The organism is Lacipirellulaceae bacterium (assembly GCA_040218535.1).
In the GTDB taxonomy this organism is placed as follows: domain Bacteria; phylum Planctomycetota; class Planctomycetia; order Pirellulales; family Lacipirellulaceae; genus Adhaeretor.
Genome location: JAVJRG010000005.1, coordinates 1,601,702 through 1,624,892 on the forward strand (window position 1 = coordinate 1,601,702; position 23,191 = coordinate 1,624,892).

Consider the following 23,191-nt stretch of genomic DNA (forward strand, 5'->3'; position numbering starts at 1 on the left):
CCCGCGTGAGACGTGGCTTGCGAAATAGTCGTAGAGCAATGCTGGAATCGGCACTAAGGGTGCGTGCTACCGACATGGCTATCGATGCGTTCGCCGGTGCCGTCTAGCGTGTAAGCATTACCAGAAGCAGGGCAGACCGGGATTCCGCTGGGAAAGTGCTCTGCTTCCAGATCGGAGAGATTCGTCGGGAAGCTGCCGTGTTCGAGGTTGTACTTTTCCAGTGCGGTATTCAATTGGGCTCGATTGTGAGAGCAAGCCTTCTCTGCGGCATTACGATTCGAGACCGAAGCTCTGACAACGAGGACACTCGCAAGAATCCCAATAACCGTCACGACTGCTAGGAGTTCAAGCAATGAGAACGCGCGACGCTTCGAGGATTGGATCTTCATATTTTCTTGCCCCAGGTTTCTCTTCCTATCGGTGTTGATCTCCTCATGGAAGGTGGCACCTTCAGCGGAGGAAAATTGGATCGCTAAAAAATACCTCTCTACTGGGGTTATGCAGATTCGTTGATTCATCTTTTCACCATCCCGTAGGACTTGTCGGGTTGAGATCACGCTCTATGAGGGCTTTGACGATTGTGACGGGTAGCAGTTCTTGGGGTGGCTGTACTGCTCAGTAAGACTTTGACTCTGCACTTCTAGGAGCTACTTTTTGCTAGGTGTTGCCACAGGGCAACGTCGTTAGAGCGCTGATGCCTCTAAGAAACAAGAAGACTACCATCCTCGACTTGCAACTGTCATGGCAAAGCCCCGCGCTATCGTTTTGCTCATCGAAGAAGAGCCAATCCTTCGCGAAATCACCGCGTTTCGCTTGGAGTTGCTCGGCTTTGAAGTCATCGAACGTGAGAATGCAGCGCAGGCTTCACTGTGGCTCAGTTCGAAGCTCCCTAACCTGGTAGCCGTTGGACAAATGTCTGACGTTGACTCCATAGATTTCGTGAATCGACTTAGCGACGACCAGCGGACGAATCATCTCCCCGTCGTCTATTTATCAGCCAATTCCGACCTAGAAGAGGTCCAGCGAGCCTTCAACGCGGGTGCGGATGAGTACCTGGTGACACCCTACGATCCTGTTGTGCTCGAGAAGAAAGTTGTCGGACTTATCGCCGCTGCTGAAGTTGAAGAGAACTAAACAGGGTCGGGACGAACCGGCTCTCTTCTATCCCCTACATACCTAACACCGATCCCTACAAATAATGGCCCGCTTAGGCGACATCCTGGTTCGACAAGGCTGCATCACTGAAGCCCAGCTGCAAAGTGCGCTGGCGGCTCAGGGGTCGGAGCGTGGACTGCTGGGTACGATTCTGATCCGGCGGAATCTCATCACGCCCGAGCAATTGGGCGGTGCCCTATCAGAGCAATACGGTGTTGACTTCGTTGAGATTGTGGCCGAAGGCATCAATCCCCAAGTTGTCCGTTTGCTGCCCGAGGATCTCGCGCGTGAACGTCGCGTGGCACCGATTGCTATTCGTGATCGATCGTTGCAGCTAGCGATGATCGCTCCTGACGATATGGACACGATCTGCGAAGCGGAGCTGATCACGGGCTACCATGTGGACCCAGTCGTCGCTCTGCCGAACAGCATCAGCGCCGCTTTAGACCGCGGTTTCGACGATCGGGTGGTGGCACGCCAAACGGTTGTTGACATGAAGATGGCCGACCTCGAAGCGGCCGAGGAGATGATTGAGGAGGAACTCAATCAGGAGGTGGTTGAAGAGGATCAAGCCCCGGTAGTCCGACTTGTGCGCGCTATTTTGATGGGTGCGATCAATGCCGGCACCAGTGATATCCACCTGGAGCCACATCAACCTGAAATGCGGGTTCGCTATCGTGTCGATGGTACCCTGCAGGCGGTAATGACCATTCCGCGTCATATCGAAGAGGCGGTCGTTGCGCGTATCAAGGTGATGGCTGACATGGACACCACTGAAAGCCGCCGCCCCCAGGATGGCCAGCTAACGATTCACGAATCAGGCTCACGCGTTAATTTTCGCGTGAGTACGATTCCGACGGTCGGTGGTGAGAAGGTCGTGATGCGGTTGCTGGATGAAGGAAGTCGCTCTTTCCAACTCGAACATCTGGGCCTATGCGAGCGCGATCTCACAAAGATTCAGGCGTTGATTGATAAGCCACATGGCATGATCGTGGTCACCGGGCCGACGGGTTCTGGTAAGAGCACGACCATGTACTCGGTACTGTCGAAACTCAATGCCGTCAGCCGAAACATCGTCACGGTCGAAGACCCGGTCGAGTATCGCCTCCCGGGCATTAACCAAGTTGCTTCGGACAGCGAACATGGTCTGGGCTTTGCGAACGCATTGAAATACATCATGCGGCAAGACCCAGACGTGATCATGTTGGGCGAGATCCGCGACCACGAGACTGCGAAGACAGCCGTGCAGGCTGCCCTTACCGGTCACTTGCTAATCAGCACCTTGCATACGAATGATGCCATCGGCTCAGTAGGGCGTCTGAATGACCTGGGCATTGATAACTTCAAGACAGGCGGTGCCCTGTTAGGTGCCATCGCACAACGATTGTTGCGTTCGATCTGCGAGCATTGCAAAGAGCCCGCAGAACCGAACGACCATTATCTGAACGCCCTGCATCACAATATCGATATCCCCGACGATACGATCTTCTTCCGAGGTCGCGGCTGCAAGAAGTGCCTAGGGACTGGCTATGCAGGCCGAGTCCCTATCTACGAGATCATGGTCGTGACGCCTCGGCTTTCCGAGGCGATCGAGAAGGGATTGCCAAACACCAAGCTACGTGAAATCGCCCTTGAAGAAGGGATGGTCGAACTAGCAGGAGCAGGGATCGAGCAAGTGATCGCCGGTCGCACGACACTGGAAGAAGTTTTCTATAAGGTTTCTGGCTAAGTCGCAAGCGAGATCGAATTCATGTCACGACGCAAACGCTACGCCTCTGCCAATGCCGGAACTTCGATTTACTCCAGTGGTTCGAGTGAAGCGAAGAAGGATGAGCCCTTCGATTTGTGGAAGGCGCTTACAAAGCCACGAAACGGCACGCAGAAGATGAAGCCTGCAGAGATGACTTTCATCCTGCGCAATCTTTCAACGCTTGTCAGTAACGGTGTTCCGCTGCCCAAAGCCTTGGCCACACTTGCCAAGGAAGATACGCTCGCGAAGCATCGTGACGTTCTCGATTCGTTGCGTCGCAAGGTTGAGGGCGGCTCGATGTTCAGCACGGCGCTCGCCGCTTTCCCGCACATGGCGGACAATATTACGCTAGCGCAGATTCGTCTGGGTGAGCGTTCGGGTACGCTCGTCGATACGCTTTCTCACTTAGCTGAGCATCGCAACAAATCAAAAGAATTACGCGATCAAGTCATCAAGAAGTTGGCTTATCCTGTGCTGCTTTGTGTGTTGGGTGGCGGATTGATCACTTTTCTGTTGCTCTACGTGGTTCCTGTCTTCGAGCAGACGTATGCCGATGCAAAGGTCCCGCTGCCCTTCGTGACGCAAGTGCTGATCACATTCGGGGCCTACTGCAAGGGTTACCTGGGCTGGCTAGTTGGAGTAGGTATCCTAGCGGTGGCAAGCATCAAGCAACTTCGCAAGAATGAGCAATTCGCTGCTCAGATGGACCGTGGAATCCTCAAGCTACCGCTGTTTGGCAATTTGTTTCGCGACATGGCTGTCTTGCAAGTCATGGAAGTGCTCAACAACTTGATGACTGCGGGATTCAATCTGGCTGATGCTTTGTCTGACACGGCCGACTCCGTGAAGAATCGGGCCGTCCGCCAAGCAGTACTCGACCTGCAGCATGCTGTGCAGCGAGGGGAACGATTCAGTCGTGAACTGGAACGTCACGAAGATCTGTTTCCACCGATTGTGAACCAGCTCGTTATCGTCGGAGAAAGCACGGGCAAACTGACCAATGCGACGCTCGATATCTGCAATCACGTACGGCTAGAAATCGAGCGAAAGACAACGTTACTCGTTGGTTCCCTGGAGCCAATCCTCACGATTTCGCTGGCTTCGGCCATCGCAGTCATTCTACTTGCGATTTACCTGCCAATGTTCGACATGGTGAACACGGTCCAATAAAGGCAAAGTAAGTGATGACGAAGTGCAACTGCAGTAACTTGGCATCCAGCTTCGGCAGAACCGGCTTCTCGATGACCGAGATGCTTGCTGTTGTCGCGTTGCTGGGGATCCTTAGTGCGATGATCGTTCCACGGATAGCTGGCAACGATACGGAAGCTGACAAGGCAGCCTGCCATTCCTACGTTGGTGATATCGAGATTCAGGCGGAGATTTGGAATCACAACACCGGGGGATGGCCGGCAGCGAATCTCTCCGATATCGGAACTGACCTGAACTACTTTCCAGGGGGACTTCCGACGTGCCCCGTTGATGGAAGTACCTACACAATCGATTCAAACGGAAGAGTCATCGGTCATACCCACTGACCGTGTCTACAAAAGACAAGTCACGAGGATTATGACGCTTGTAAGTCCAATTCACGCTAACGAACAGGCAAACTAAGCGGAAAACATCAGCCTGTTGCAAAAAGTAATCTACGTTTAAGTAAACCGATAAGGCAAACATTGCCACAGATGGGTCAGCAAACCGGCCCCCTCGATATTTCGACCCTGCCACAAGGAGTTCCCTAAGATGAAGAAGACTGGAAAGCGCGGCGGTTTCTCGCTGCTCGAATTGCTCGCCGTTGTTACCATTCTCGGCATTATCGCCTCGATCATCGTCCCTCGCGTGACGGTTTCGAGCACCACGGCTAAAGAGAAGGTACGTGCTCACCACGTAGCTACGATGAACGCTGCGTTCGAGCGTTACTACATTGAAGAGAACGCCTGGCCAACTGCGATCGCCACCCTTGTACCAGACTACCTACCAGATGGCGAGCCAGTCGACCCAACTGGCGTTGGGTACACCGTGAACAACACTAGCCACCGCGTTGAGTAATCGACACTCAGCGTGACAAGGAGATTGCAGATCGCGATGCGACGCAATTTGGAATATCGGCAAAAGGCTCGCCGCTGCTTGCAGTGGCGAGCCTTTAGTTTTTTGGAAGTGATTGCCGTGGTAACGCTCATCGGCATCGTTAGCCTGGCGGCGATTTCGCGCTTCGGTCACTCCTCCTTAGAGAACCTGAGTGCAGAGGGCTACGCCCGGCTCCTGCAGCGAGACCTCATGCAGGCTCGCCAAAGGACGGTTGCCACAGGCGATAACCACTATCTGAGCCTCACAACGATCGGCGGAGAGGTTACCACCTATACCATGTGGCGAAGAGCCAGTGGAGGTGACGTAGCGGTTGATCAGGCACGCACAACCCCTACTGGGCTAACCGTCACAGCTAGCCACACAACGCTGGAATTCGACTTCGACGGCTCGGCACTAGCCAGCTATGTCGTCACCGCCGCAGGACCCGACCGTTCGTGGCAAGTCTCGGCCATTCCCGCTACGGGACTGTGCCAAGTCGCGGACGTCAGTCCCTAGGTCGGCAATCTTGTCCAATACCTATTCTGACGGTTACTCGGGTCTGCGGACTTGGCGTTAAGAGGTGTCGGGAAGCCGACTTGAGCCTTCTGTGACCTACGCTTGTCATAAGACGTTGAGTTCTGTCAACGTGGTTCTGATGAAGACTGCCTCATGTTTCGACTTCGTAACAACCAACGCCAACAGGCCAAGCGTTCCGGTTTCTCTCTAGTTGAGATGATCGCCGCGACCGCCTTGGTCGCCGGTACGCTCGTTCCAGCACTGGCAGTGATGCGCGAGGCGATGTCGTTGAGTCGCGAGACACACCTGCGGAGCTTGTTGGCAAATTTCGCTGTCATGAAGTTGGAGGAGTGTTCCTCGGTCGCGATGCGGAATTGGACTAACGCCACTGATGATGGCGACTTGAGCGCCTACGGCTACAGCAACTTGAGTTTCACGATGGTGCGCTCGGACGACCCTGCGGATGGCGGTATGGTTGGTCAGCTTATGTCTATTAGCGTGACTGTCTTTGACGACCTCGACGGAGACCTAATCCCAGATACGGGGGAAACTCAGGTGCAGTTCCGCACCAAAATATCGAAACTACTTACCTACGAGAATGAAGAAGTCTAGCAACAACGCGAAACGAGGCTTCTCGCTGCTGGAACTGAGCATCGCGATGGCTATGATGGCTGCGCTTTCCGCGGCTAGCATGGTCCTGCTGCGCACTTCGCAGAATGCGTGGAATCGTCATCGCGACGATCATGAGAGATCACAAAGTGCTTCGGCGGCGTTGAGGCATATCGTTCGAAATGCTCGACAATCAGTAGCAGTAACGGCCATCACCTCGCCCACGAACAATTCAGGATCGCTCTCACTACAACGGTCAGACGGCGCGATTCTCGTTTGGAATCACGACGGAGTCAACGACCAAGTGAACTACGGGATCACGACCGCCAGTAGTTTGCTTTCCAACTATATTACTGCCTTAACCTTCACGGGATACAAGGCGGATGGGATATCTACCACCGAGGACGTCGATCTGATTCATATCGTCGAGTGTACCGTCACTTACGAACTTGATCGCCCGACTGGAACAACTGCCAAGCAACTGACCTCAAGAGCATGGCTGAGGTCCTGGTGACAACTAGAGAACCGATACGCATGAACCGTCTTTCACGACAAAACGGAGGACCCAGTCGTCTTCGCACCCCGGCACCACGCCGTGGGGCAGCGATGATGCTGTGTTTGTTTGTCGTTTTCATGGTCACGATGCTCTTGGTGCAAATCCTGAACACAATGACGAGCGATTTAGCTTTAATCCGTAGCACGATTGACCACGAGAGAGCACTTTACCTAGCCAATGCTGGGATTCATGAAGCAACCGCCATGGTGGAAGCAGACACGACTTGGCGAGGGGTTGTTTCCGAAGGAACTTACCCAAACCACGACTCTTACACGGCAACAGCCGTTGATGGAACCGACCCGTTTACTGTCTCGGTAACGTCGTCTGGCGCTTCGGGCGCAGTCACCAGAACCGTTACAGCAGTCCTTGAGTTCTAAATTCCCACTGGCAACTAACCAGAAACTGTAGAAAAACATGAGCGATCGCAGAGAACAAACTGATCGACGAGAAGAAGGCGAGCGGCGACGACCAAAACGACGCCAAGCTGGTGAAGAACAAATTCTGATCGTTGAACTCAATGGCTCCGAGCTGTTTGCGTGTCTCATGCAGCAGCAGGCTGGGGATTCTCCAGACCTTGTCAGTAGTTTCAACTTGACCTGGCGACGGGAATCCGCCGTACTCAATAGTGAGGCAGGGCTTGAGGAAATCACTGAGGGTATGCGTGTTATCGCGAAGCACTTCAAGCTAGTGACGACTTCTGTCCACTTTGTGCTTAGCGGCGAATACTGTGTAACTCGCGCCATTCGCGGCAGTAGTGATGATGTCAGGGCGGAACTGCAACGTATTAGCCAACGCAGCCGTCTGTATCTGTCGCTTGGACCTGGTGAGAAAGTTGTTGTCTCAAATACACGCACTCTCGACGCACGGCATCAGCACGCATTAGCCGCTGTCTGTAACGAGAAAACGCTCAAGACGATTCAATTGGCATCGGAAAGTGTTGGCTTGCAGATCGCGTCAATCGAACCGGCGCTTTCGGCAGCCAATCGCGCCGTGAGCCGTATCCCTGGCATTCCAGAGACGCCCTATCTGCTCATCCACCTCGATGATTCCTCGCCCGACATCGGGGTCTGCCAGCATGGGCAGCTACTGCTGGATTACCGTCCAGGAGGTCAGACGAGTCCCGACGAGCTTCCCGCGTTGCTGCTGGAGCATCGGAATCGATTGCAACGACATACGGGGCGACAACTGCAGCAAGCTCCTCCTGAGCTGACGACGGTTTACCTCTGCGGCCAAGATCGCGCGGTGAGCGAAGCAGTCACCGCTTTTGCAAAGCAAGGAGATTTCACGGCCATTCAAGCCGACTCTCAGTAAGTGCAAGCAACCTGGCAGCTAGTTCAGGGAGAGAGCGGTGAAGCAGGCGTTCCCTCGCTAGGAGCGTTATTGGGCAACCACTATCTGGCTGACGCTGACCGAGATGCCCCGAATCTGATGGAGCACATCATTGCCAGTACCCAAGAGCCTCTCAAACCGACGCTCATTCGGTCCGCGATACCACTTGCAGCCATGCTGCTGCTAGCAATTGGCATGTTTGTCATCAACTTCAACGAACAGGGCAAACTGACTCAGCTTGAGGCGGAGTACAGCAAGCTAGAGCCTGTCGAGATGCGTGCCAAGGAACTGCGGCTTCAGTTGCTAAGAACTGAATCGAAGGCAGTCGAGATGGAAAAGGTCGCCTCCCAGTTGAATCGACCTTTAGGAAGCGAAGCCCTGAAACAGCTGGGGAATTGCATGCCCAGTGACGTTTGGCTTCGGCGACTGACGCTTGAGAATGGCAAGTCCATCCAGCTAGACGGCAGCAGCTTCCTGCCTGCTGGCGTGTACGACTTTGTTCGCTGGTTGGAACAAGCCCCTGGCTTTGACGAGGTTGCTCTCAAAGCGACTCGTCCGACTTCCTCCGAAGCAGGCCCTGTTACTGGCTTCACGCTCGAACTGGAAGTCGTTGACCTTAACGATCAGGCTGAGATTACCGCAGAAAAGGTGGCAAGCAATGAATAGTTCCCTAATCCGCAAATTTTGCGAATCCCGATACCGTTGGCCAATCGTTGCAACAGCCACCCTGTTGGTGGGCCTCGTGACGCTGCTGCCACTTGCCGATGTCTATTCTGAGAAAAGAGAGGCTTGTAACGTTCTTAAGGACAAATTGGATAGTGCCCGTCAGACGGCCAAGACGCTTCCGAAGTTTGAGGAACGTGTCGAAAAGGTCGCTCAGGAATTGGAGGCCCTGGAAGCAAGAGGTGTCGGCGAAGAACGCATCGGAGACTTGCGGAACCGCATCATTAAGCTTGCCCGTGATAACAACTGCCAAGTCCGTAAGATTGAGATGGGCTCACCGCTCAGACGCATTTGGCTAAAGGATGCCGACGTGCTTGAAACGCAAGCCGTTTCAAAAAGTGCAAAAGGCAAGACACCTTTCGAGTTGGTTCGGCGCACGATGGTTCTTGCTGTTGACGGCAACATGGCTGACCTTGAGCTGTTGCTAGAGAAGATTCAGGAGGAGAAAACCTTAGCTCACCCACAACGCTTGAGCCTCAACCATACCGGACGAGGGGCAAAAACCGTTGGAATGGAAATTGAACTCCTCCTGTTTGATTTGACCAGAAAAAGGAAGACGTAGATTTAAGTTAACGGAGTGTTAAGCCCCCAACAGATGACAGGCAACCCGTTTTCAGTGGTGGCACACAAAGTTTACAAGCTCGAAGTGTAATCAACTCAGGAAGTACAACTCGCTATGCCTTTTCGCCTGATTGCCCTATCAGGCGAAATCAGAGTCAAAACGAAACGCAACGTTCTCTGGTATTTGAGGACGATGCAACTTGGGGCAGTGTCAAGGAGGACACATGCTCGACATTGATAAAACTATTCTAAGGAGAGTTCCGAGACCGTCGCCTCGACGGTTTGCGGTCTGCGCTATCCTAATAGTATTCGGGTGCACGCTCTTCGCCCCGGACTGCAACGCACAAGCGCTTCAACCTCCACAGAACGGGCGATCCGCGGACAAGTTGCCCGCACAAGTCGTAGCTGAGAAGGTCGAAAGCCTCCCCGAGCAGAAGGATTCAGAACCTCAACTGACTCTCGATGAGGCTCTGGCGAGGCGAGGAGACCTCACACTGCGGGGTGCGAATTCCAGCATCGAGAACGCACTGTTTGCCATCAGTGAAATCTGGAAGGTGAATATCGTTGTCGGCAAGGATGTGAAGGGAAGCGTTACAGGGACTTTTAAGCAGACGCCGCTTCGCGAGATTCTCGACTCGATTCTTCTAGCCAATGGTTACTCCTATCGGGCCATCGGCGATAGCATCACGGTTCTGCCCGCCAGAGAAGTTGGGAGTGCGAACCCACTTTTCAGTGAGTTGGCAATCCCCATTCAGCACGGTGATCTCAAAGAGTTGGTCGAAGCGGCTCAACTCTTGACGAGTACTCAGGGTAAGGTCCGCGCACTCAACTCTTCTCGCAGTATTCTTGTAATCGATTATTCTGACCGAGCCGAGAAGATCGCCGCCTTTATCGAGAAAATGGAAGATGCAGCTTCCCGAGTGGAACCCACGCAAGTTGCACCGGATGGTTCGATTGAACCAGTACCAAGCCAACTGGAAGTCGCCTACTTCCACACGCAGTACGTTGCCGCAGAGACTGTCAGAGCCCCACTCCTGGCCGTCATGAGTACCCAAGGTCGCGTTGAGGTAATGACGGCTGAAAACCGCTTGATTGTGGTCGACACAGCAGATCGCCTGGAGATGGTGCGACGCGTCTTGGCTCGCATTGATCGCCCTCGTCCGCAGGTGCGGATCACGGCTCTTATTTATGACTTGAGCCTTGAGGATGTTGAGCAACTTGGCCTGAACTGGAACAGTGGCGGTAAAGGTAATTCCTTAGGTGCTGAAGGCGGACCGAATCAGCTTCTACAACTCGATACGACAACGCTTGCTCCCTTCACCGCGGGCGGAGCTGGTGGGGCACTGACAGTGCAAAGCCTGACCCGCAACTTTGACATTACCGCAGTAGCGCTGGCTTTACAGAACGCGAATGACGCCCGGCTGTTGGCAGATCCCAACGTTACGGTCATGGACAACGAAGTGGCGGAATGGAAAAGCGTTTCGGAAATTCCCTTCCAGCAAGCAACACAAACAGAGTTTGGTGGCAACATTGGCACGACAGCCTTCAAGGAAGCCGGTATCACGCTGAAAGTGCAGCCGACAATTGCAGCCGACGGTACTGTGGAGATGCTGATCGAGCCTGAATTCAGTCGACTCGCGGGTTTTACTCCTCAAGAGAACCAGCCGATTATCGATACACGGAAGACCAGCACGACCGTGCGTGTGGCAAATCGTCAGACGCTGGTGCTCAGTGGCCTACGGCAACGGAGCGACACGGGTGAGTTCAATGGCATCCCCTTCTTGAAAGACATCAAAGGAATCGGTCCCCTGTTCCGATCGCGTGACACGCTCGTTCGGGAAAGCGAACTGATTGTGTTCATCATGCCAGAGATCGTCGGCTACGAAGATCCGCTCGACGCCCGCCAGTATCAGGCTCTCGACACGGTGAACTGCCGCCTCGCCCGTATTCCCGAGGCTGAAGGGTGCCCTTCGGACGGTCAAGGCTGCAGCGATTGCGTTGGCGACTGGGGAGACGAGCACCTAATCCAGCTTCCACCCGTCGAACAAGAGCCCGCCATGGAAGTGCCTGTCTCCGACGTTGGCCCGATGCGACAGAACTACGAAGCGCGCTTCCGGGCGAATGCCCCCAGCCAATTGCAGGGAAGGCTTACTGATCGCTCCACAGAGAAAGACCCCGCTCCCGCTAAGCGGAGTATCTGGCAACGAATGAAGGGCTCGTAACGAATCTGCGGCCTAAGGTGTACTCAGCCGAGGGACTACGGCTCTGTTTTTCTCCCTTGTTTTCTAGGGTCTTTCTAACACCCGCAGCTGAGAGAGCTACCTTTGAGTAGCTAAATCCCTCAAGTCGGTTCCGCTTTTGGATCCGTATGTCGGATGAGACGACGTTCAAGGCATAATCTTATGAGACAGTCCCCAATCTCACTTCCGCTCTTATTGCTTCCTCTTGCGATGCAGGGTTGCAGCGAGGCGGAACCGTCTGCCGTGGTCGCACCACCAGTGGCAGCAGTCGCGACACAAAGCACTGCACCCCCTAAGCAACAGGCCAAGCCTGCTTCTTCCAAAAAGAAGAGTGACGCTCCAAAAGGCAAGGAACTGAAGGGCACCGACCAGCCGGCTAAGGTGGAGAAGAAGGCGGATTACGCGCCTCCGTTTCCTGACCGTGTCGAAATGTTTGCCGCTCCACGCCGCAATGGAGCCCTCAAGAACAACAATGGCGAACAGGGTGAAGCCGTCGAACTGATGGGCTTCTCGACGCTCGACAAACCCCGCGCATTGCTACTGCTCAATGGGGAAGTCTCGACGCTTGCTGAGGGTGACAAAGTTGGCGAGCTCGAAGTGGTTTCCATTCAGCCGCCCACGAAAGTGGTTCTCCAGCAAGGGCGTCAACGGACGCAATTGTCGCTAGACAATTAGTTGGGATGACTGTTCGCTTTAGACGTGATTCAACTTGTTCAGCCCGTTGTACGCTGCCACCTTGTAGCACTCGGCTAACGTTGGGAAGTTGAACACGTTGTTGATGAAGAACTCAGCCCTGCCGCCTAGAGTCATCACGGCTTGGCCGATATGGATGAGCTCTGTTGCTCCGGTCCCAATCGTGTGCACGCCCATGATTTCGTGCGTGTCTTGGTGGATCAAGAGCTTGAGCATCCCCAGGTCGTCACCGATGAGTTGGCCACGGGCGATTTCGCGATAGTGGGCGATACCTGCTTCGTAAGGGATGCCTTCTTCAGTGAGTTGCTCTTCCGTCTTGCCGACCATCGAGATCTCTGGCACAGCATAGATGCCGTAAGGAAAGAGCGAGGTGTTGTAATTACCCACATCGCACTGACCAAAAGCGTGGCAGATGGCCCGGCGGCCCTGTTCCATTGAAGTGGAGGCTAACGCCGGGAAACCAATCACGTCGCCGGCGGCATAAACGTGGTCGACGTTCGTTTGGTAGTCATCATTGACGTGCAGGCGCTCACGATCATCGAATTCAATGCCAACTTTTCCTAGTCCTAAAGCACCGCAGACGCCCTGTCTCCCGACGGCATAAAGCAAAGTTTCCGCCCGTAGTGTTTTGCCTGATTCAAGTTGCGCTTGCACGAGCGTGTGCGAGGTTCCGTTTTCGACATGAACTTCTTTGATCTCTTCAACTTTCTCACCCAAGCGCAGCGTGACGCTCTTTTGTCGTAAGAAGTATTGAAATGCGTCACAAATCTCTCGATCAAGGAAGCCGAGCAATCGGTTGCGGCCTTCGACCAGCGTCACACGCACACCGAGCGTCGACATGATGCAGGCATATTCAGTGCCGATGACGCCACCACCAACTACGATCATTGTCCTGGGAAGGCGATCCAGCTTGAGAATTTCGTCGCTTGTGAGGATCGAATGCTCGTTGAACGGAATGTGGCTTGGGCGGGCAGGGCGGGTTCCGACAGCAATGAGAAACTGGTCTGCGGTGATGACTTCCGAGTTGTCTGGACCATGCACCACCAATTCATTAGGCGATTGAAACTCCGCTCGACCCCAGATCAGTTCGACATGATTTCGTTCGAACTGGCTACGAATTACGTCCCACTCGTGCCTGATCACTTGTTGCGAGACGGACGCAAGGTCGGCAACCGTGATTTCGCTCTTGACCCGCGTCGTGTTCCCAAACAGGCCCTTTCGGTTGGCTCCGGTGAGGTGAAGCGCCGCTTCACGGAGCGCCTTCGAGGGGATCGTCCCCGTATTGATCTGGGCCCCACCCAAGACGGCATTTTTCTCAATGATTGCGACCCTCTTGCCGAGTTTGGCCGCTTGGATCGCGCCCTTTTGGCCCGCGGGACCGGTTCCGATGACAATGCAGTCGTAGTGTTTCATGGCGAAGCGATCTCGGCGAATTCGAGGAATGGCTGTGGTTAAGAGCGTCTCGTAGGACCATCGACCCCAAACATGACAACTCTCTAGTCGGTCCGCCTGTGCCGTTATTACCCTTAGGGTAGCGAGGCGAACCCTGACGGCGTACAACGACTGTAAGGATTGTAGTCCGTTTCTCACATTCATCGACCCTAGAATGATGTCGCTTTTTGCTGCCCAAGAGGAAGAGAACCGCCAGAGCGTGATGCCGTTGGCGGCACGGATGCGTCCACGCACGCTCGACGAATTCGCAGGACAGCAGCATTTTCTCGGCGAAGGCAAACTGCTGCGGCGACTGATTAAAGCGGATCGACTCTCTGCGGTGATCTTCTTCGGCCCCCCCGGCACTGGGAAAACCACCCTGGCTCATTTGCTGGCGAGTTCAACGCAACAGCGATTCCGCCAGTTGAATGCTGTCAGTAGCGGCGTGAAGGAGCTTCGCGAAGTTCTTGACGAGAGCCGAGATTCGGTCGCTTCTGGCGGATCGCGAACATTGCTGTTTATCGATGAGATCCATCGCTTCAACCGATCCCAGCAAGATGCTTTATTGCCCGATGTCGAAGCGGGCAACGTGGTCTTGGTGGGAGCAACCACGTCGAACCCCTTCTTCGCCGTCAACGATGCGCTGGTGAGCCGGAGTCAAGTATTTGAGTTCCACCCGCTCACCGAAGACGACGTGTTTGGGCTGTTGAACCGAGCACTAGCGGACGGAGAGCAAGGCTTAGGCAAGATTTCCGTCGAAGCCCATCCTGAGGCTCTTGAGTTCCTCGCCAAAGTCTGCGACGGTGACGCGCGACGGGCGTTGAGTGCCCTGGAAGTCGCGGTACTGTCCAGCAGCGAGCGTCCCGTCGAACTCAACTTGGAGCTCGCGGCTGAATCGGTCCAACGCAAAGCCATTCAATACGACGCTAGCGGCGACAGCCACTACGACGCGGCTAGCGCTTTGATCAAGAGCATCCGCGGAAGTGATCCTGATGCGGGCCTGTACTGGCTGGCTCGAATGATTGAAGGGGGCGAGGATATTCGCTTTCTCTGCCGCCGGCTGGTGATCCTCGCCAGCGAAGACATCGGCAACGCAGACCCTCGCGCACTACCGCTCGCCGTGGCGACGATGCAGGCTTGCGAATTCGTCGGTTTGCCGGAGTGTCAATTGAATCTTTCGCAATGCGTGACCTATCTGGCTTGTGCCCCGAAATCGAATGCGGCGACCGTTGCGATTGGCGAAGCTCGTACCGACGTCCGTGAGGGACGATTAGTGCCCGTACCGATGCACCTGCGCGATGGGCATTACGCAGGTTCGAAGCGGCTGGGGCATGGCCAAGGGTATGAATACGCCCATAACGCGGAGGACGGTATCGCTTCGCAGGACTATCTGGGCGTAGAAAGGGAGTATTACCGTCCGGTGGATCGCGGCTTCGAGAAAGAACTTCAGGAACGCGTCGCAGCGATTCGCGCGAAGTTAGCGGCGGCGAAGTCAAACGAAATGGAACGCTAGTTTTCGGCCACGGATTTCACGGATGACGCGGATTTGTTTTTACAGGAGGAAACGGAGGGTACTGAGTGCGAAGTCTCATATCTAAACCTCTCCGCTATCTCTGCTTCCTCCTGTTCAATAATATCCGCGTCATCAGTGAAATCCGTGGCCAAAGCTCAGCCCTTTTGCTGTGAGTAATCTGCCTATGTCTAGCGATATGATCTCTGCTCCCTTCGACGCGGACACAACCGGTATTATTCTTGTTGATCACGGGTCGCGTCGTGCCGAAAGCAACGAACTACTTCTCGAAGTCGTTGCTGCCTACGACAACTCTTCCGATTGGAGAATCGTTGAGCCAGCGCACATGGAACTTGCCGAGCCTTCGATTGAAACCGCGTTCGGACGCTGTCTCGAGCGAGGGGCCGAGCGAGTTGTCGTGTTCCCCTACTTTCTATCACCGGGGCGGCACTGGAATAGCGACATCCCCCGTTTGGCTGGCGAAGCCTCGCAGAAGCATGGCAATATTCCTTACGTGGTGACTGCACCGCTAGGTCTGCACGAACTGATGATGCAAGTCATTAGCGACCGCATCGATCATTGCCTCCAGCGCGTTAAGGGCGTCGCAGACTCGTGCGACGTTTGTAGCGAATCGACTGGGTGCAAATACGCCGCCGAAGGGTAAGATGTGTTGCTCGTCCAATCGCGGCGAAGTTGCCGGCTTCTAGGCCCATTGGCTAGCACAGTAACACCTCGCTAACGCTTTGCGCTGCGAGAAAGCTTTCTAGACAAAGGATGAATTGGTGAAGCCTTTCGAATCTTTGCTACGTGCTTTTCTTGATCTGCACCCCGAAGATGCGGCAAGGTCGTTTGAAACGATCGAGTTCCACGAAGCACTACGACTGTTCAAGAAACTCCCCAATAGCGTGGCCGCGTCCTTGCTTGAGCGGCTGAACTTAACCGTCGCTGCACGTATCTTGGAGAAGCAAGATACTCACAGAGCCGTGGAATTACTGTCCGCGATTCCCACTCGTCAGGCGTCTTCGCTGACGCACTTAATGGACGACGCCCAAAAGGCATTGATCCTCGAATCGTTGCCGGAGTCAGAGGCGCGTATACTCCGGGAACTTGACGCTTACGCACCCGAAACTTCCGGTGGCATGATGGAGCCGGGTGTCGTTTCGCTCTCGATTGATCTGACGGCTCAACAAGCGATCGCAGCAATTCGAAAAGCTCCGCGAGAAGCGCTTCATTATCTGTATGTCACAAATCGTAAGGGAGAGTTATCCGGCGTTCTCAATATGCGAGATTTGCTCCTCGCAGCACCGCGCGATCTGATTGAACCACTGGTGAAGCGTGATATCGTTGCGATTCCCGACACGATGGATCGAGAAGAGGTCGTCACGCTGATGCAGGATCGCAGGTTCCTCGCATTGCCTGTGGTCGACTTCGAGGGTCGACTTATCGGAGTTGTGAAACATGATGAAGCATTGCAGGCCGTGCAGCTCGAAGCGTTTGAAGACCTCCAAAAGATCGTCGGTGCCGGAGCCGAAGAGCGAGCTATGTCACCCGTCCGCACGGTCGTCCGCAGCCGATTACCGTGGCTGTTTGTCAATCTACTGACGGCATTTATGGCCGCGGCGGTGATTGGCTTGTTCGAAGGGATCATCGCTAAGGTAGCAGCGTTGGCGGTGTTGATGCCCGTTGTGGCTGGGCAAGGTGGTAATACCGGCTCTCAATCACTGGCTGTGGTGATGCGTGGTCTAGCGCTCCGCGAAATCATTCCTGGTGTCGAGAAGAAAGTCATCCGTAAAGAATTGATTGGCGGACTGGTCAACGGTGTTTCGATAGCCTTGGTTACCGCTGTCGCAGTTTTCGGCTGGAGAATTCTGAAAGGCGATCCCTTGGAGGCGTGTACCGGGCTGTCGCTGGTCATTGGCCTCTCAATGATCGTCAACATGGGAACGGCCGCTCTGTCGGGAGCAGTGATTCCGCTTGTGCTCAAATCACTCGGTCGCGATCCGGCACAGTCGGCGTCGATCTTTCTGACCACCGTGACCGATATCGTGGGCTTCGCTTCGTTCTTAGGTTTTGCCGTCCTCTTCTCGGGGATGATCATGTAGCCAAAAGGAGCTGCTAGCAAGATTCGCTGCAAGAGACAGTGGCTTTGGCTTACATGTTAGTTTCTTCCGGTTAGGAAAACTTTAACTCTTAGTGCCTAACGTCCGATACCAGTCCGTAGACCCATTCTATGCGCTGGAGTCACGGACGATGGAACGTACCAAACTGCCTTTACTGCTAGCACTCACTTCGCTTTTTCTCTCTGCCGGCACGTTCGCGGCTGAGCCGTTTGTGCCGGGTACTGGCGTCAAAGTTGAGCGTTTGGGGGACGACTTCGAGGATGCGAATTGGAAGTACACGATGAATGGCAGCAAGGCCAGTCACGAGCAAGATAAGAAGCAACGAGCTCCAGGCGGTTTCTCACACAACAAACGTTGGTACGAGAGCGCGTTACGCGGACAGCCGGATGTCGTCCAACGGATCGCGACTCCACCTGGTGGTATGGCTGGAAGTGAAGGCTCGCTGCTGATGGCGACACGGCTATCAGGAATTCCTGGGAAGCTTGCCGGCGAGCAGATGCAAGACGACCTGATTATGGGCGTGCAAACGAGGCTCGGTCGACCAATTCATGTTTCCTGGCAGCCAAGTGCGACCGTTCGTGTCTATTTGCCAGAATTTCATCGCTGGGAAAATCGCACCGGTGCGAGCTTTGGCTTCCGCGGCGATGTTCGTGGAAGCAACGCCGATGGGGATATGGAGCCCTATTGGCCCGGGTTCTTCATTTTGTTCCGCAGCGAATCGGACCGTCGTTTCAAAGAAGATTACGCACAACTAAGCGTTCGCGCCCGAAAGAATGGCCGTGACGTGCCAGGCCCGAAGATTTACGAGCATGGTTGGTGGACCCTCGGCATGTCCTACACGCCTGATGGGCAAGTCCATTACTACGCCCGCGAAGGAATCGGTGACTTGACTGAGGATGACCACCTCTTCAGTAGTTTTCCTTACAACTCGAAGGTGAAGTATCTCGACAGCATTTTCTTTAACGTCGCGAACTGGGAAAACGGCAAGAACTGGTCAACGCCTTGGGTGATTGACGACCCGAAAGTCTTCGTGATTCCGCCGAAGGGGCAAACCGTGGCTGATTTGCAGCGTCGCGGGGCAAAGTCTCAGACCGCGCGTCGCCGAACCGGGTTGCAGTCGTTCTTCGATAAGTTCCGGTAAGCTTTGTTGGTAATGTTTTTTGTCAGCGAATTAACCGAATCGCACGAATGACTCGCGATTTGGGTTATCATCAGCGCTATGGTGAATCAAATAGCGTCTGAAACTCCTTGGCAATTTGCAATCGACGTGGGCGGTACGTTCACGGACTGCTTGGCGACGGCCCCTAGTGGCGAGCAATTCCGCCATAAGCTGCTAAGTTCAGGCGTTATGAAAGGGGAAATCGGGGAAGGCTCGAGCGTGGGCTCGATCGTTGATAATGCCCGCCGGAGTGATCCCGCCAACTTCTGGGATGGAGCGACCTTTGCCTTACTCAGCGAGAACGGTGAGGTGACGGTAGAGCGACAAGTCACTCGGTTTGATCGTCAGCGAGGTGTTTTCGAACTTTCCAAGTCGCTCGACGAGTTGCCAACGGCTTCTTTTCGCTACGAGCTTCGACACGATTACGATGCACCGGTCTTGGCGATTCGCTATCTGCTCGGCCTGCCGGCAAACGCTACGCCGCCACCTGTTGTGCTTCGGCTCGGAACCACCCGCGGCACGAATGCCTTGCTCACGCGGACGGGCGCCAACTCGGCACTTGTCGTGACCAAAGGCTTTGGTGACGTTTTGCGAATTGGCTATCAAGACCGACCGAAGCTCTTCGAGTTGGCGATCAAGAAACGCAAGCCACTGACGGAACGGTCCGTTGAGATCGACGAGAGGGTATCTGCCGATGGTGAAACACTCCGTGAACTAGATCCCCAGAAAGTTCGACAGCAGCTTACCGCACTCAAAGAAACTGGCATCGGGTCGTTAGCGATTTGCTTGATGCACGCCGACTTGTATCCGCAGCATGAGCTCGTGGTCGAAGAGATTGCTCGTGAGATTGGCTTCACAGAGATTAGCCGGTCTAGCGAGGTCTCGCCACTCGTGAAAATGGTCGCCCGTGCCGAAACCACTTTGGTCGATGCCTACCTGAACCCCGTCCTTAGAACCTACTTTGCCAAGCTCCAAAAGGAACTGCCAGGAAGCAAGATCCGTCTGATGACTTCTGCTGGCGGGCTCACGAGCATCGAAAGCTTCCGCGGTTGCCAGAGCGTTCTCTCTGGTCCAGCAGGTGGTGTTGTTGGATATGCGCAGGCCGCTGAGCAAGCCGGCTATTCGAAAGCGATCGGCTTCGACATGGGTGGTACGAGTACGGATGTTTCTCGATATGCAGGAGAGTATGAGCAAGAGTTTGAGAGCGATAAGGCAGGCGTCAGGTTAATGACGCCGACGCTGGCGATCGAGACCATTGCCGCGGGGGGCGGTTCGGTGTGCTGGTTTGATGGCGTGAAGTTGCGAGTTGGCCCAGACAGCGCCGGTGCTGATCCGGGTCCCGCCTGTTACGGTCGTGGCGGGCCGTTGACGGTGACGGATGTTAATCTCGCGTTGGGCCGTGTTCTCGTGCACCGCTTTCCGTTTCAGTTGGACAAAATGGCCTCCCTCAATGCGCTGGATGCTATCTCACGGCAAGTAGAAGCGCAGACTGGCGAAAGACTAACAGTCCAAGACCTCGCCGAAGGCTTCTTGAAGATCGCCAATACGAATATGGCTGGGGCGATTCGCAACGTCACCATCGCCAAAGGCGTACAACCGGATGAGCATTTACTGGTGGCGTTTGGCGGAGCGGCGGCCCAACATGCGTGTGCCGTGGCGGATGACTTGGGTATTCGAGAAATCCTGCATCATCCCGACGCAGGGATTCTTAGCGCTTACGGCATCAGCGTCGCTGAGGAAGTTCGCCACTCAACGCGAGGGCTTTGGCAGTCGTTGGCCATGCTCGATGAATCAGACTTACAGGAAATCTTCAGTGGGCTTGCCGAGTCGCCAACACAAGAGTTTGCGGCGGAAGGAGTCGAACGCGATCGCCTAGAGTTCCATCCCTACTTAGAGGTCCATTACACGGGCTCCGACGCAAAGCTGATGATTCCCTATAAAGCTTTTGACACCATACGAACGCAGTTTGAGGAGCTCCATCAGAAGCAGTTCGGCTATTTGCATCGTGATCGCCCCTTGCACATTGCCAGTACAAGACTAGAAGTTCGCTTGCCAGCATTGCGTTTGGAATCAGAGATCGAAAACCTACGCTCCGAGATCAGTGAGCCATCTTCCTGCGAGATCTTCTTTCACGGACGACTTCTCGAGGTTCCCGTTTACGAGAGAAAGACGCTCGCGACGGGCACACGCATTGATGGTCCTGCGCTGATTGCTCAAGAGCACACACTCGTTGTCGTTGACCCAACTTGGCGGGCTCAAGTCTTGGAGAGAGGTGAGCTGCTGCTATCCAAAGACTCGGACGCTGGACAGGAACTTCACAGAGCTGAGTCACAAGCAGTCGAGCTGGAGATCTTCAACAATCTGCTCGTCGGCGTAGCGGAACGGATGGGGAATGTTCTGCGACGGACGGCAGTTAGCGTGAACGTGAAGGAGCGGCTCGACTACAGTTGTGCGGTGTTCACCGGCGAGGGAAAACTTGTAGCCAACGCTCCACACGTGCCTGTGCATTTGGGCGCTATGGGAATCACCGTGCGGAGCATCTTGGCAGACAATCCGAATCTGCAACCCGGCGACGTATTCATCTCAAATGACCCCTATCGTGGCGGTTCGCATTTACCCGACATCACGATGGTGCTTCCCGTCTATGATGAGGTCACGGGCGAGTTGCTCTTTTGCACGGCGTGTCGCGCTCATCACGCAGAAATTGGTGGGGTGCAGCCCGGATCGATGCCGCCAAATTCAACGAAGCTGGCTGAGGAAGGAGTGCTCATCAGTAACTTTCTCTACCGTCGGAACGGGCGAGTCTTTGAGAGCGAACTTCGCGACCTTTTTGTTAGTGCTAGATATCCGTCGCGAAATCCGAATGAGAATCTGGCCGATCTAGCGGCCCAAGCTGCCGCGGTGGAGCGTGGTGCTAATGAACTCAAGCAAGTTGTTCGAGAACATGGCAAGCAAAAGCTGCTAGATCAGATGCAAGCGGTGCAGCGTGCTGCGGAGCAAAAGGTCCGCCAATCGCTTGCCGGTTTCGCCGCGGGGCAGTATGAGTTCAAAGATTTCATCCAGACAGCCTCAGGGGAGAGTGTGCCAATCAAAGTGATGGTCACTTTGCACGGCGAAGACGCAAGCGGTGCGGCTGCCGTGTTCGATTTTGCAGGGACGGGCGGGGTGGTTGAGGGAAACTTAAACGCCAATCGCGCTATCGTCACAGCAGCAGTACTTTACATCTTGCGACTGTTGGTCGATGAAGACATCCCGCTGAACGAAGGTGTGCTCGATGCCGTCGAAATCGTCCTGCCAGAGTGCTTGCTCAATCCTCCGGCAAGCGAAATCCCAGGCGATTCTCCTGCCGTTGCTGCTGGGAATGTAGAGACCTCTCAACGCATCGTCGACGTGCTATTGGGAGCATTCGGCATCGCCGCTGCCAGCCAGGGAACGATGAACAACGTGCTATTTGGCGACGAGACGTTTGGCTACTACGAAACGCTAGGCGGCGGCAGTGGCGCGACGCGAAACGCAGCCGGGGCGGACGCTGTCCAAGTCCACATGACCAACACACGGAGTACAGACCCGGAGATTCTCGAACGCCGCTTACCCGTCCGACTTTGGGAAATGAGAATTAGAGAAAAAAGCGGTGGAGCGGGTAAGCATGTGGGCGGCAACGGCATGCGACGAAAGTTGGAATTCCTCAAGCCGCTCAAGCTTTCACTCATCACAGGACGCCGTGGTCCGCGTCCGCCGTTTGGATTGGATGGCGGCAGCGCAGGGGAGTGCGGTCGAAATCGCCTGGCAGACCGTGACGGAAACGTTGAAAAACTACCGGGTATCTGCGAACGTGAGATTGAAGCGGGCGATGTCCTGGAGATCGAGACTCCCGGAGGTGGGGGCTTTGGTGAACCGAGATAGGGCAGTCGTGCCTTGTTATGGCAAACCAATGTGAGAGAATAAAGCTATGAGCAAGAACGCGAATGATCTATCTGAACTCCAGGCCGAGCAAGAAGCATGGCTACGTGAAGTCGACCGTTGGTACGAACTGCTGCGTCCCAAATTATCACATATTGACCCACACGACTTACGTATGATCTTGCGCTCTTTCTTACAACCAGATAGCGTCCCACGTCGCTGGTTATTAAGAAAAAACGAGGAGGGCAGATATGTCTTCTGAGTCCGCTTCTTGGGAAGACGAGATCCTTCAAAAACTTGCGAATGCTTTGGCTGACTCGAAGTTGGAAGCGATCGTGATCGGTAACTCAGCAGCAGCGTTACAGGGAGTACCAATAACGACTCAGGATATCGATCTCTTTGTTCGTGACACTAAAGTGAACCAAGAAAAAATCAAGAGCTTGGTAGTAGCACTAGGTCCAGGCGTTGTGGCTTCGCGCCCCTTCGAACCGTCAAGCAAAATGATAAGGATCGAAGGATTGGCTTTTGATATCGATATTGTTTTTGAGCTTTCGAGTCGCGTGAAATTCGAATCTCTGCGTTCTCGGGCTTCAGAAATTCCGATTGGCTCTGGCAAACTAAAGGTTGCTGATCTCAGTGATGTGGTTGCGGCAAAAAAGGCTGCGAACCGGCCGAAAGACGTAGCGAGTTTGCCAATCCTAGAGCATGCGTTAGAAGTTCGTCGCGAGATGAAGGACGATGAGACGAACGGTTAAAGCGACTCCACGGTCCTTCTTTTTGTTTTCCAGTGGTAGAGCTTTGGGATTCGCATCGAAAGATCCGCTCACTACGAAGGTAGGGGTTGTCGGAGCCGCCAGAACCGCTGATAATTCGCG

22 protein-coding genes are annotated in these 23,191 nt (G+C 54.5%); 20 read left to right on the forward strand and 2 right to left on the reverse strand.

The window, feature by feature from the left end:
- Positions 1-53 precede the first annotated feature (53 nt).
- Positions 54-389, reverse strand: coding sequence for a type II secretion system protein (locus RIB44_06590; GenBank protein ID MEQ8616244.1), 336 nt, complete (start codon positions 387-389; stop codon positions 54-56).
- Between the two features lie 352 nt (positions 390-741).
- Between RIB44_06590 and RIB44_06595 the strand changes: the two genes are divergently transcribed.
- The 14 genes from RIB44_06595 to RIB44_06660 all read left to right on the forward strand — a co-directional run bounded on the left by RIB44_06595 (position 742) and on the right by RIB44_06660 (position 12,178).
- Positions 742-1,134 (forward strand): response regulator, encoded by a 393-nt coding sequence (locus RIB44_06595; GenBank protein MEQ8616245.1) that lies wholly within the window; start codon positions 742-744, stop codon positions 1,132-1,134.
- Positions 1,135-1,198: 64 nt separating this feature from the next.
- Entirely contained in the window at positions 1,199-2,884 is a 1,686-nt protein-coding gene (locus tag RIB44_06600; GenBank protein MEQ8616246.1) for an ATPase, T2SS/T4P/T4SS family, read from the forward strand.
- 21 nt (positions 2,885-2,905) lie between these two features.
- Positions 2,906-4,075 (forward strand): type II secretion system F family protein, encoded by a 1,170-nt coding sequence (locus RIB44_06605; GenBank protein ID MEQ8616247.1) that lies wholly within the window; start codon positions 2,906-2,908, stop codon positions 4,073-4,075.
- 14 nt (positions 4,076-4,089) lie between these two features.
- The gene (locus RIB44_06610; protein ID MEQ8616248.1) at positions 4,090-4,440 is read left to right on the forward strand and encodes a type II secretion system protein; all 351 of its coding nucleotides are present in this window, start codon (positions 4,090-4,092) and stop codon (positions 4,438-4,440) included.
- Positions 4,441-4,645: 205 nt separating this feature from the next.
- Positions 4,646-4,951, forward strand: a complete 306-nt coding sequence (locus tag RIB44_06615) for a prepilin-type N-terminal cleavage/methylation domain-containing protein (GenBank protein ID MEQ8616249.1) — start codon at positions 4,646-4,648, stop codon at positions 4,949-4,951.
- Between the two features lie 36 nt (positions 4,952-4,987).
- Entirely contained in the window at positions 4,988-5,485 is a 498-nt protein-coding gene (locus RIB44_06620; protein MEQ8616250.1) for a hypothetical protein, read from the forward strand.
- A gap of 153 nt (positions 5,486-5,638) precedes the next feature.
- On the forward strand, positions 5,639-6,097 hold the full coding sequence (locus tag RIB44_06625; protein ID MEQ8616251.1) for a prepilin-type N-terminal cleavage/methylation domain-containing protein: 459 nt from the start codon (positions 5,639-5,641) through the stop codon (positions 6,095-6,097).
- Positions 6,084-6,608, forward strand: coding sequence for a prepilin-type N-terminal cleavage/methylation domain-containing protein (locus RIB44_06630; protein ID MEQ8616252.1), 525 nt, complete (start codon positions 6,084-6,086; stop codon positions 6,606-6,608). The genes RIB44_06625 and RIB44_06630 overlap by 14 nt, the downstream gene beginning before the upstream one ends.
- Before the next feature lie 20 nt (positions 6,609-6,628).
- Positions 6,629-7,027, forward strand: a complete 399-nt coding sequence (locus tag RIB44_06635) for a hypothetical protein (GenBank protein ID MEQ8616253.1) — start codon at positions 6,629-6,631, stop codon at positions 7,025-7,027.
- Positions 7,028-7,064: 37 nt separating this feature from the next.
- The gene (locus tag RIB44_06640; protein MEQ8616254.1) at positions 7,065-7,961 is read left to right on the forward strand and encodes a hypothetical protein; all 897 of its coding nucleotides are present in this window, start codon (positions 7,065-7,067) and stop codon (positions 7,959-7,961) included.
- Entirely contained in the window at positions 7,962-8,645 is a 684-nt protein-coding gene (locus tag RIB44_06645; GenBank protein MEQ8616255.1) for a PilN domain-containing protein, read from the forward strand. It abuts the gene before it with no gap.
- Entirely contained in the window at positions 8,638-9,264 is a 627-nt protein-coding gene (locus RIB44_06650; GenBank protein MEQ8616256.1) for a hypothetical protein, read from the forward strand. The genes RIB44_06645 and RIB44_06650 overlap by 8 nt, the downstream gene beginning before the upstream one ends.
- A gap of 385 nt (positions 9,265-9,649) precedes the next feature.
- Positions 9,650-11,485, forward strand: a complete 1,836-nt coding sequence (locus tag RIB44_06655; GenBank protein MEQ8616257.1) for a secretin N-terminal domain-containing protein — start codon at positions 9,650-9,652, stop codon at positions 11,483-11,485.
- 180 nt (positions 11,486-11,665) lie between these two features.
- Positions 11,666-12,178: a hypothetical protein gene (locus tag RIB44_06660; GenBank protein ID MEQ8616258.1), complete on the forward strand. Its 513-nt coding sequence runs from the start codon at positions 11,666-11,668 to the stop codon at positions 12,176-12,178.
- Positions 12,179-12,196: 18 nt separating this feature from the next.
- Here RIB44_06660 and sthA read toward each other — a convergent pair whose 3' ends face one another.
- Complete coding sequence (gene sthA, locus RIB44_06665; protein ID MEQ8616259.1) at positions 12,197-13,609, reverse strand: Si-specific NAD(P)(+) transhydrogenase; 1,413 nt, start codon at positions 13,607-13,609, stop codon at positions 12,197-12,199.
- Between the two features lie 196 nt (positions 13,610-13,805).
- Between sthA and RIB44_06670 the strand changes: the two genes are divergently transcribed.
- The 6 genes from RIB44_06670 to RIB44_06695 all read left to right on the forward strand — a co-directional run bounded on the left by RIB44_06670 (position 13,806) and on the right by RIB44_06695 (position 23,071).
- A complete protein-coding gene (locus RIB44_06670; protein MEQ8616260.1) occupies positions 13,806-15,140 on the forward strand; it encodes a replication-associated recombination protein A in 1,335 nt (444 codons plus the stop codon).
- 184 nt (positions 15,141-15,324) lie between these two features.
- A complete protein-coding gene (locus RIB44_06675) occupies positions 15,325-15,801 on the forward strand; it encodes a CbiX/SirB N-terminal domain-containing protein (protein ID MEQ8616261.1) in 477 nt (158 codons plus the stop codon).
- Positions 15,802-15,919: 118 nt separating this feature from the next.
- Positions 15,920-17,239, forward strand: a complete 1,320-nt coding sequence (mgtE, locus tag RIB44_06680) for a magnesium transporter (GenBank protein ID MEQ8616262.1) — start codon at positions 15,920-15,922, stop codon at positions 17,237-17,239.
- A gap of 148 nt (positions 17,240-17,387) precedes the next feature.
- Complete coding sequence (locus tag RIB44_06685) at positions 17,388-18,398, forward strand: hypothetical protein (protein MEQ8616263.1); 1,011 nt, start codon at positions 17,388-17,390, stop codon at positions 18,396-18,398.
- A gap of 78 nt (positions 18,399-18,476) precedes the next feature.
- A complete protein-coding gene (locus tag RIB44_06690; protein MEQ8616264.1) occupies positions 18,477-22,319 on the forward strand; it encodes a hydantoinase B/oxoprolinase family protein in 3,843 nt (1,280 codons plus the stop codon).
- Positions 22,320-22,624: 305 nt separating this feature from the next.
- On the forward strand, positions 22,625-23,071 hold the full coding sequence (locus RIB44_06695; protein ID MEQ8616265.1) for a hypothetical protein: 447 nt from the start codon (positions 22,625-22,627) through the stop codon (positions 23,069-23,071).
- The last annotated feature ends 120 nt before the right edge of the window (positions 23,072-23,191 follow it).

Coding starts and splice junctions, on each gene's coding strand:
- RIB44_06590 (MEQ8616244.1), bottom strand. CDS start 389: ATGAAGATCCAATCCTCGAAGCGTCGCGCGTTCTCATTGCTTGAACTC.
- RIB44_06595 (MEQ8616245.1), top strand. CDS start 742: ATGGCAAAGCCCCGCGCTATCGTTTTGCTCATCGAAGAAGAGCCAATC.
- RIB44_06600 (MEQ8616246.1), top strand. CDS start 1,199: ATGGCCCGCTTAGGCGACATCCTGGTTCGACAAGGCTGCATCACTGAA.
- RIB44_06605 (MEQ8616247.1), top strand. CDS start 2,906: ATGTCACGACGCAAACGCTACGCCTCTGCCAATGCCGGAACTTCGATT.
- RIB44_06610 (MEQ8616248.1), top strand. CDS start 4,090: ATGACGAAGTGCAACTGCAGTAACTTGGCATCCAGCTTCGGCAGAACC.
- RIB44_06615 (MEQ8616249.1), top strand. CDS start 4,646: ATGAAGAAGACTGGAAAGCGCGGCGGTTTCTCGCTGCTCGAATTGCTC.
- RIB44_06620 (MEQ8616250.1), top strand. CDS start 4,988: ATGCGACGCAATTTGGAATATCGGCAAAAGGCTCGCCGCTGCTTGCAG.
- RIB44_06625 (MEQ8616251.1), top strand. CDS start 5,639: ATGTTTCGACTTCGTAACAACCAACGCCAACAGGCCAAGCGTTCCGGT.
- RIB44_06630 (MEQ8616252.1), top strand. CDS start 6,084: ATGAAGAAGTCTAGCAACAACGCGAAACGAGGCTTCTCGCTGCTGGAA.
- RIB44_06635 (MEQ8616253.1), top strand. CDS start 6,629: ATGAACCGTCTTTCACGACAAAACGGAGGACCCAGTCGTCTTCGCACC.
- RIB44_06640 (MEQ8616254.1), top strand. CDS start 7,065: ATGAGCGATCGCAGAGAACAAACTGATCGACGAGAAGAAGGCGAGCGG.
- RIB44_06650 (MEQ8616256.1), top strand. CDS start 8,638: ATGAATAGTTCCCTAATCCGCAAATTTTGCGAATCCCGATACCGTTGG.
- RIB44_06660 (MEQ8616258.1), top strand. CDS start 11,666: ATGAGACAGTCCCCAATCTCACTTCCGCTCTTATTGCTTCCTCTTGCG.
- sthA (MEQ8616259.1), bottom strand. CDS start 13,609: ATGAAACACTACGACTGCATTGTCATCGGAACCGGTCCCGCGGGCCAA.
- RIB44_06670 (MEQ8616260.1), top strand. CDS start 13,806: ATGTCGCTTTTTGCTGCCCAAGAGGAAGAGAACCGCCAGAGCGTGATG.
- RIB44_06675 (MEQ8616261.1), top strand. CDS start 15,325: ATGTCTAGCGATATGATCTCTGCTCCCTTCGACGCGGACACAACCGGT.
- RIB44_06685 (MEQ8616263.1), top strand. CDS start 17,388: ATGGAACGTACCAAACTGCCTTTACTGCTAGCACTCACTTCGCTTTTT.
- RIB44_06690 (MEQ8616264.1), top strand. CDS start 18,477: ATGGTGAATCAAATAGCGTCTGAAACTCCTTGGCAATTTGCAATCGAC.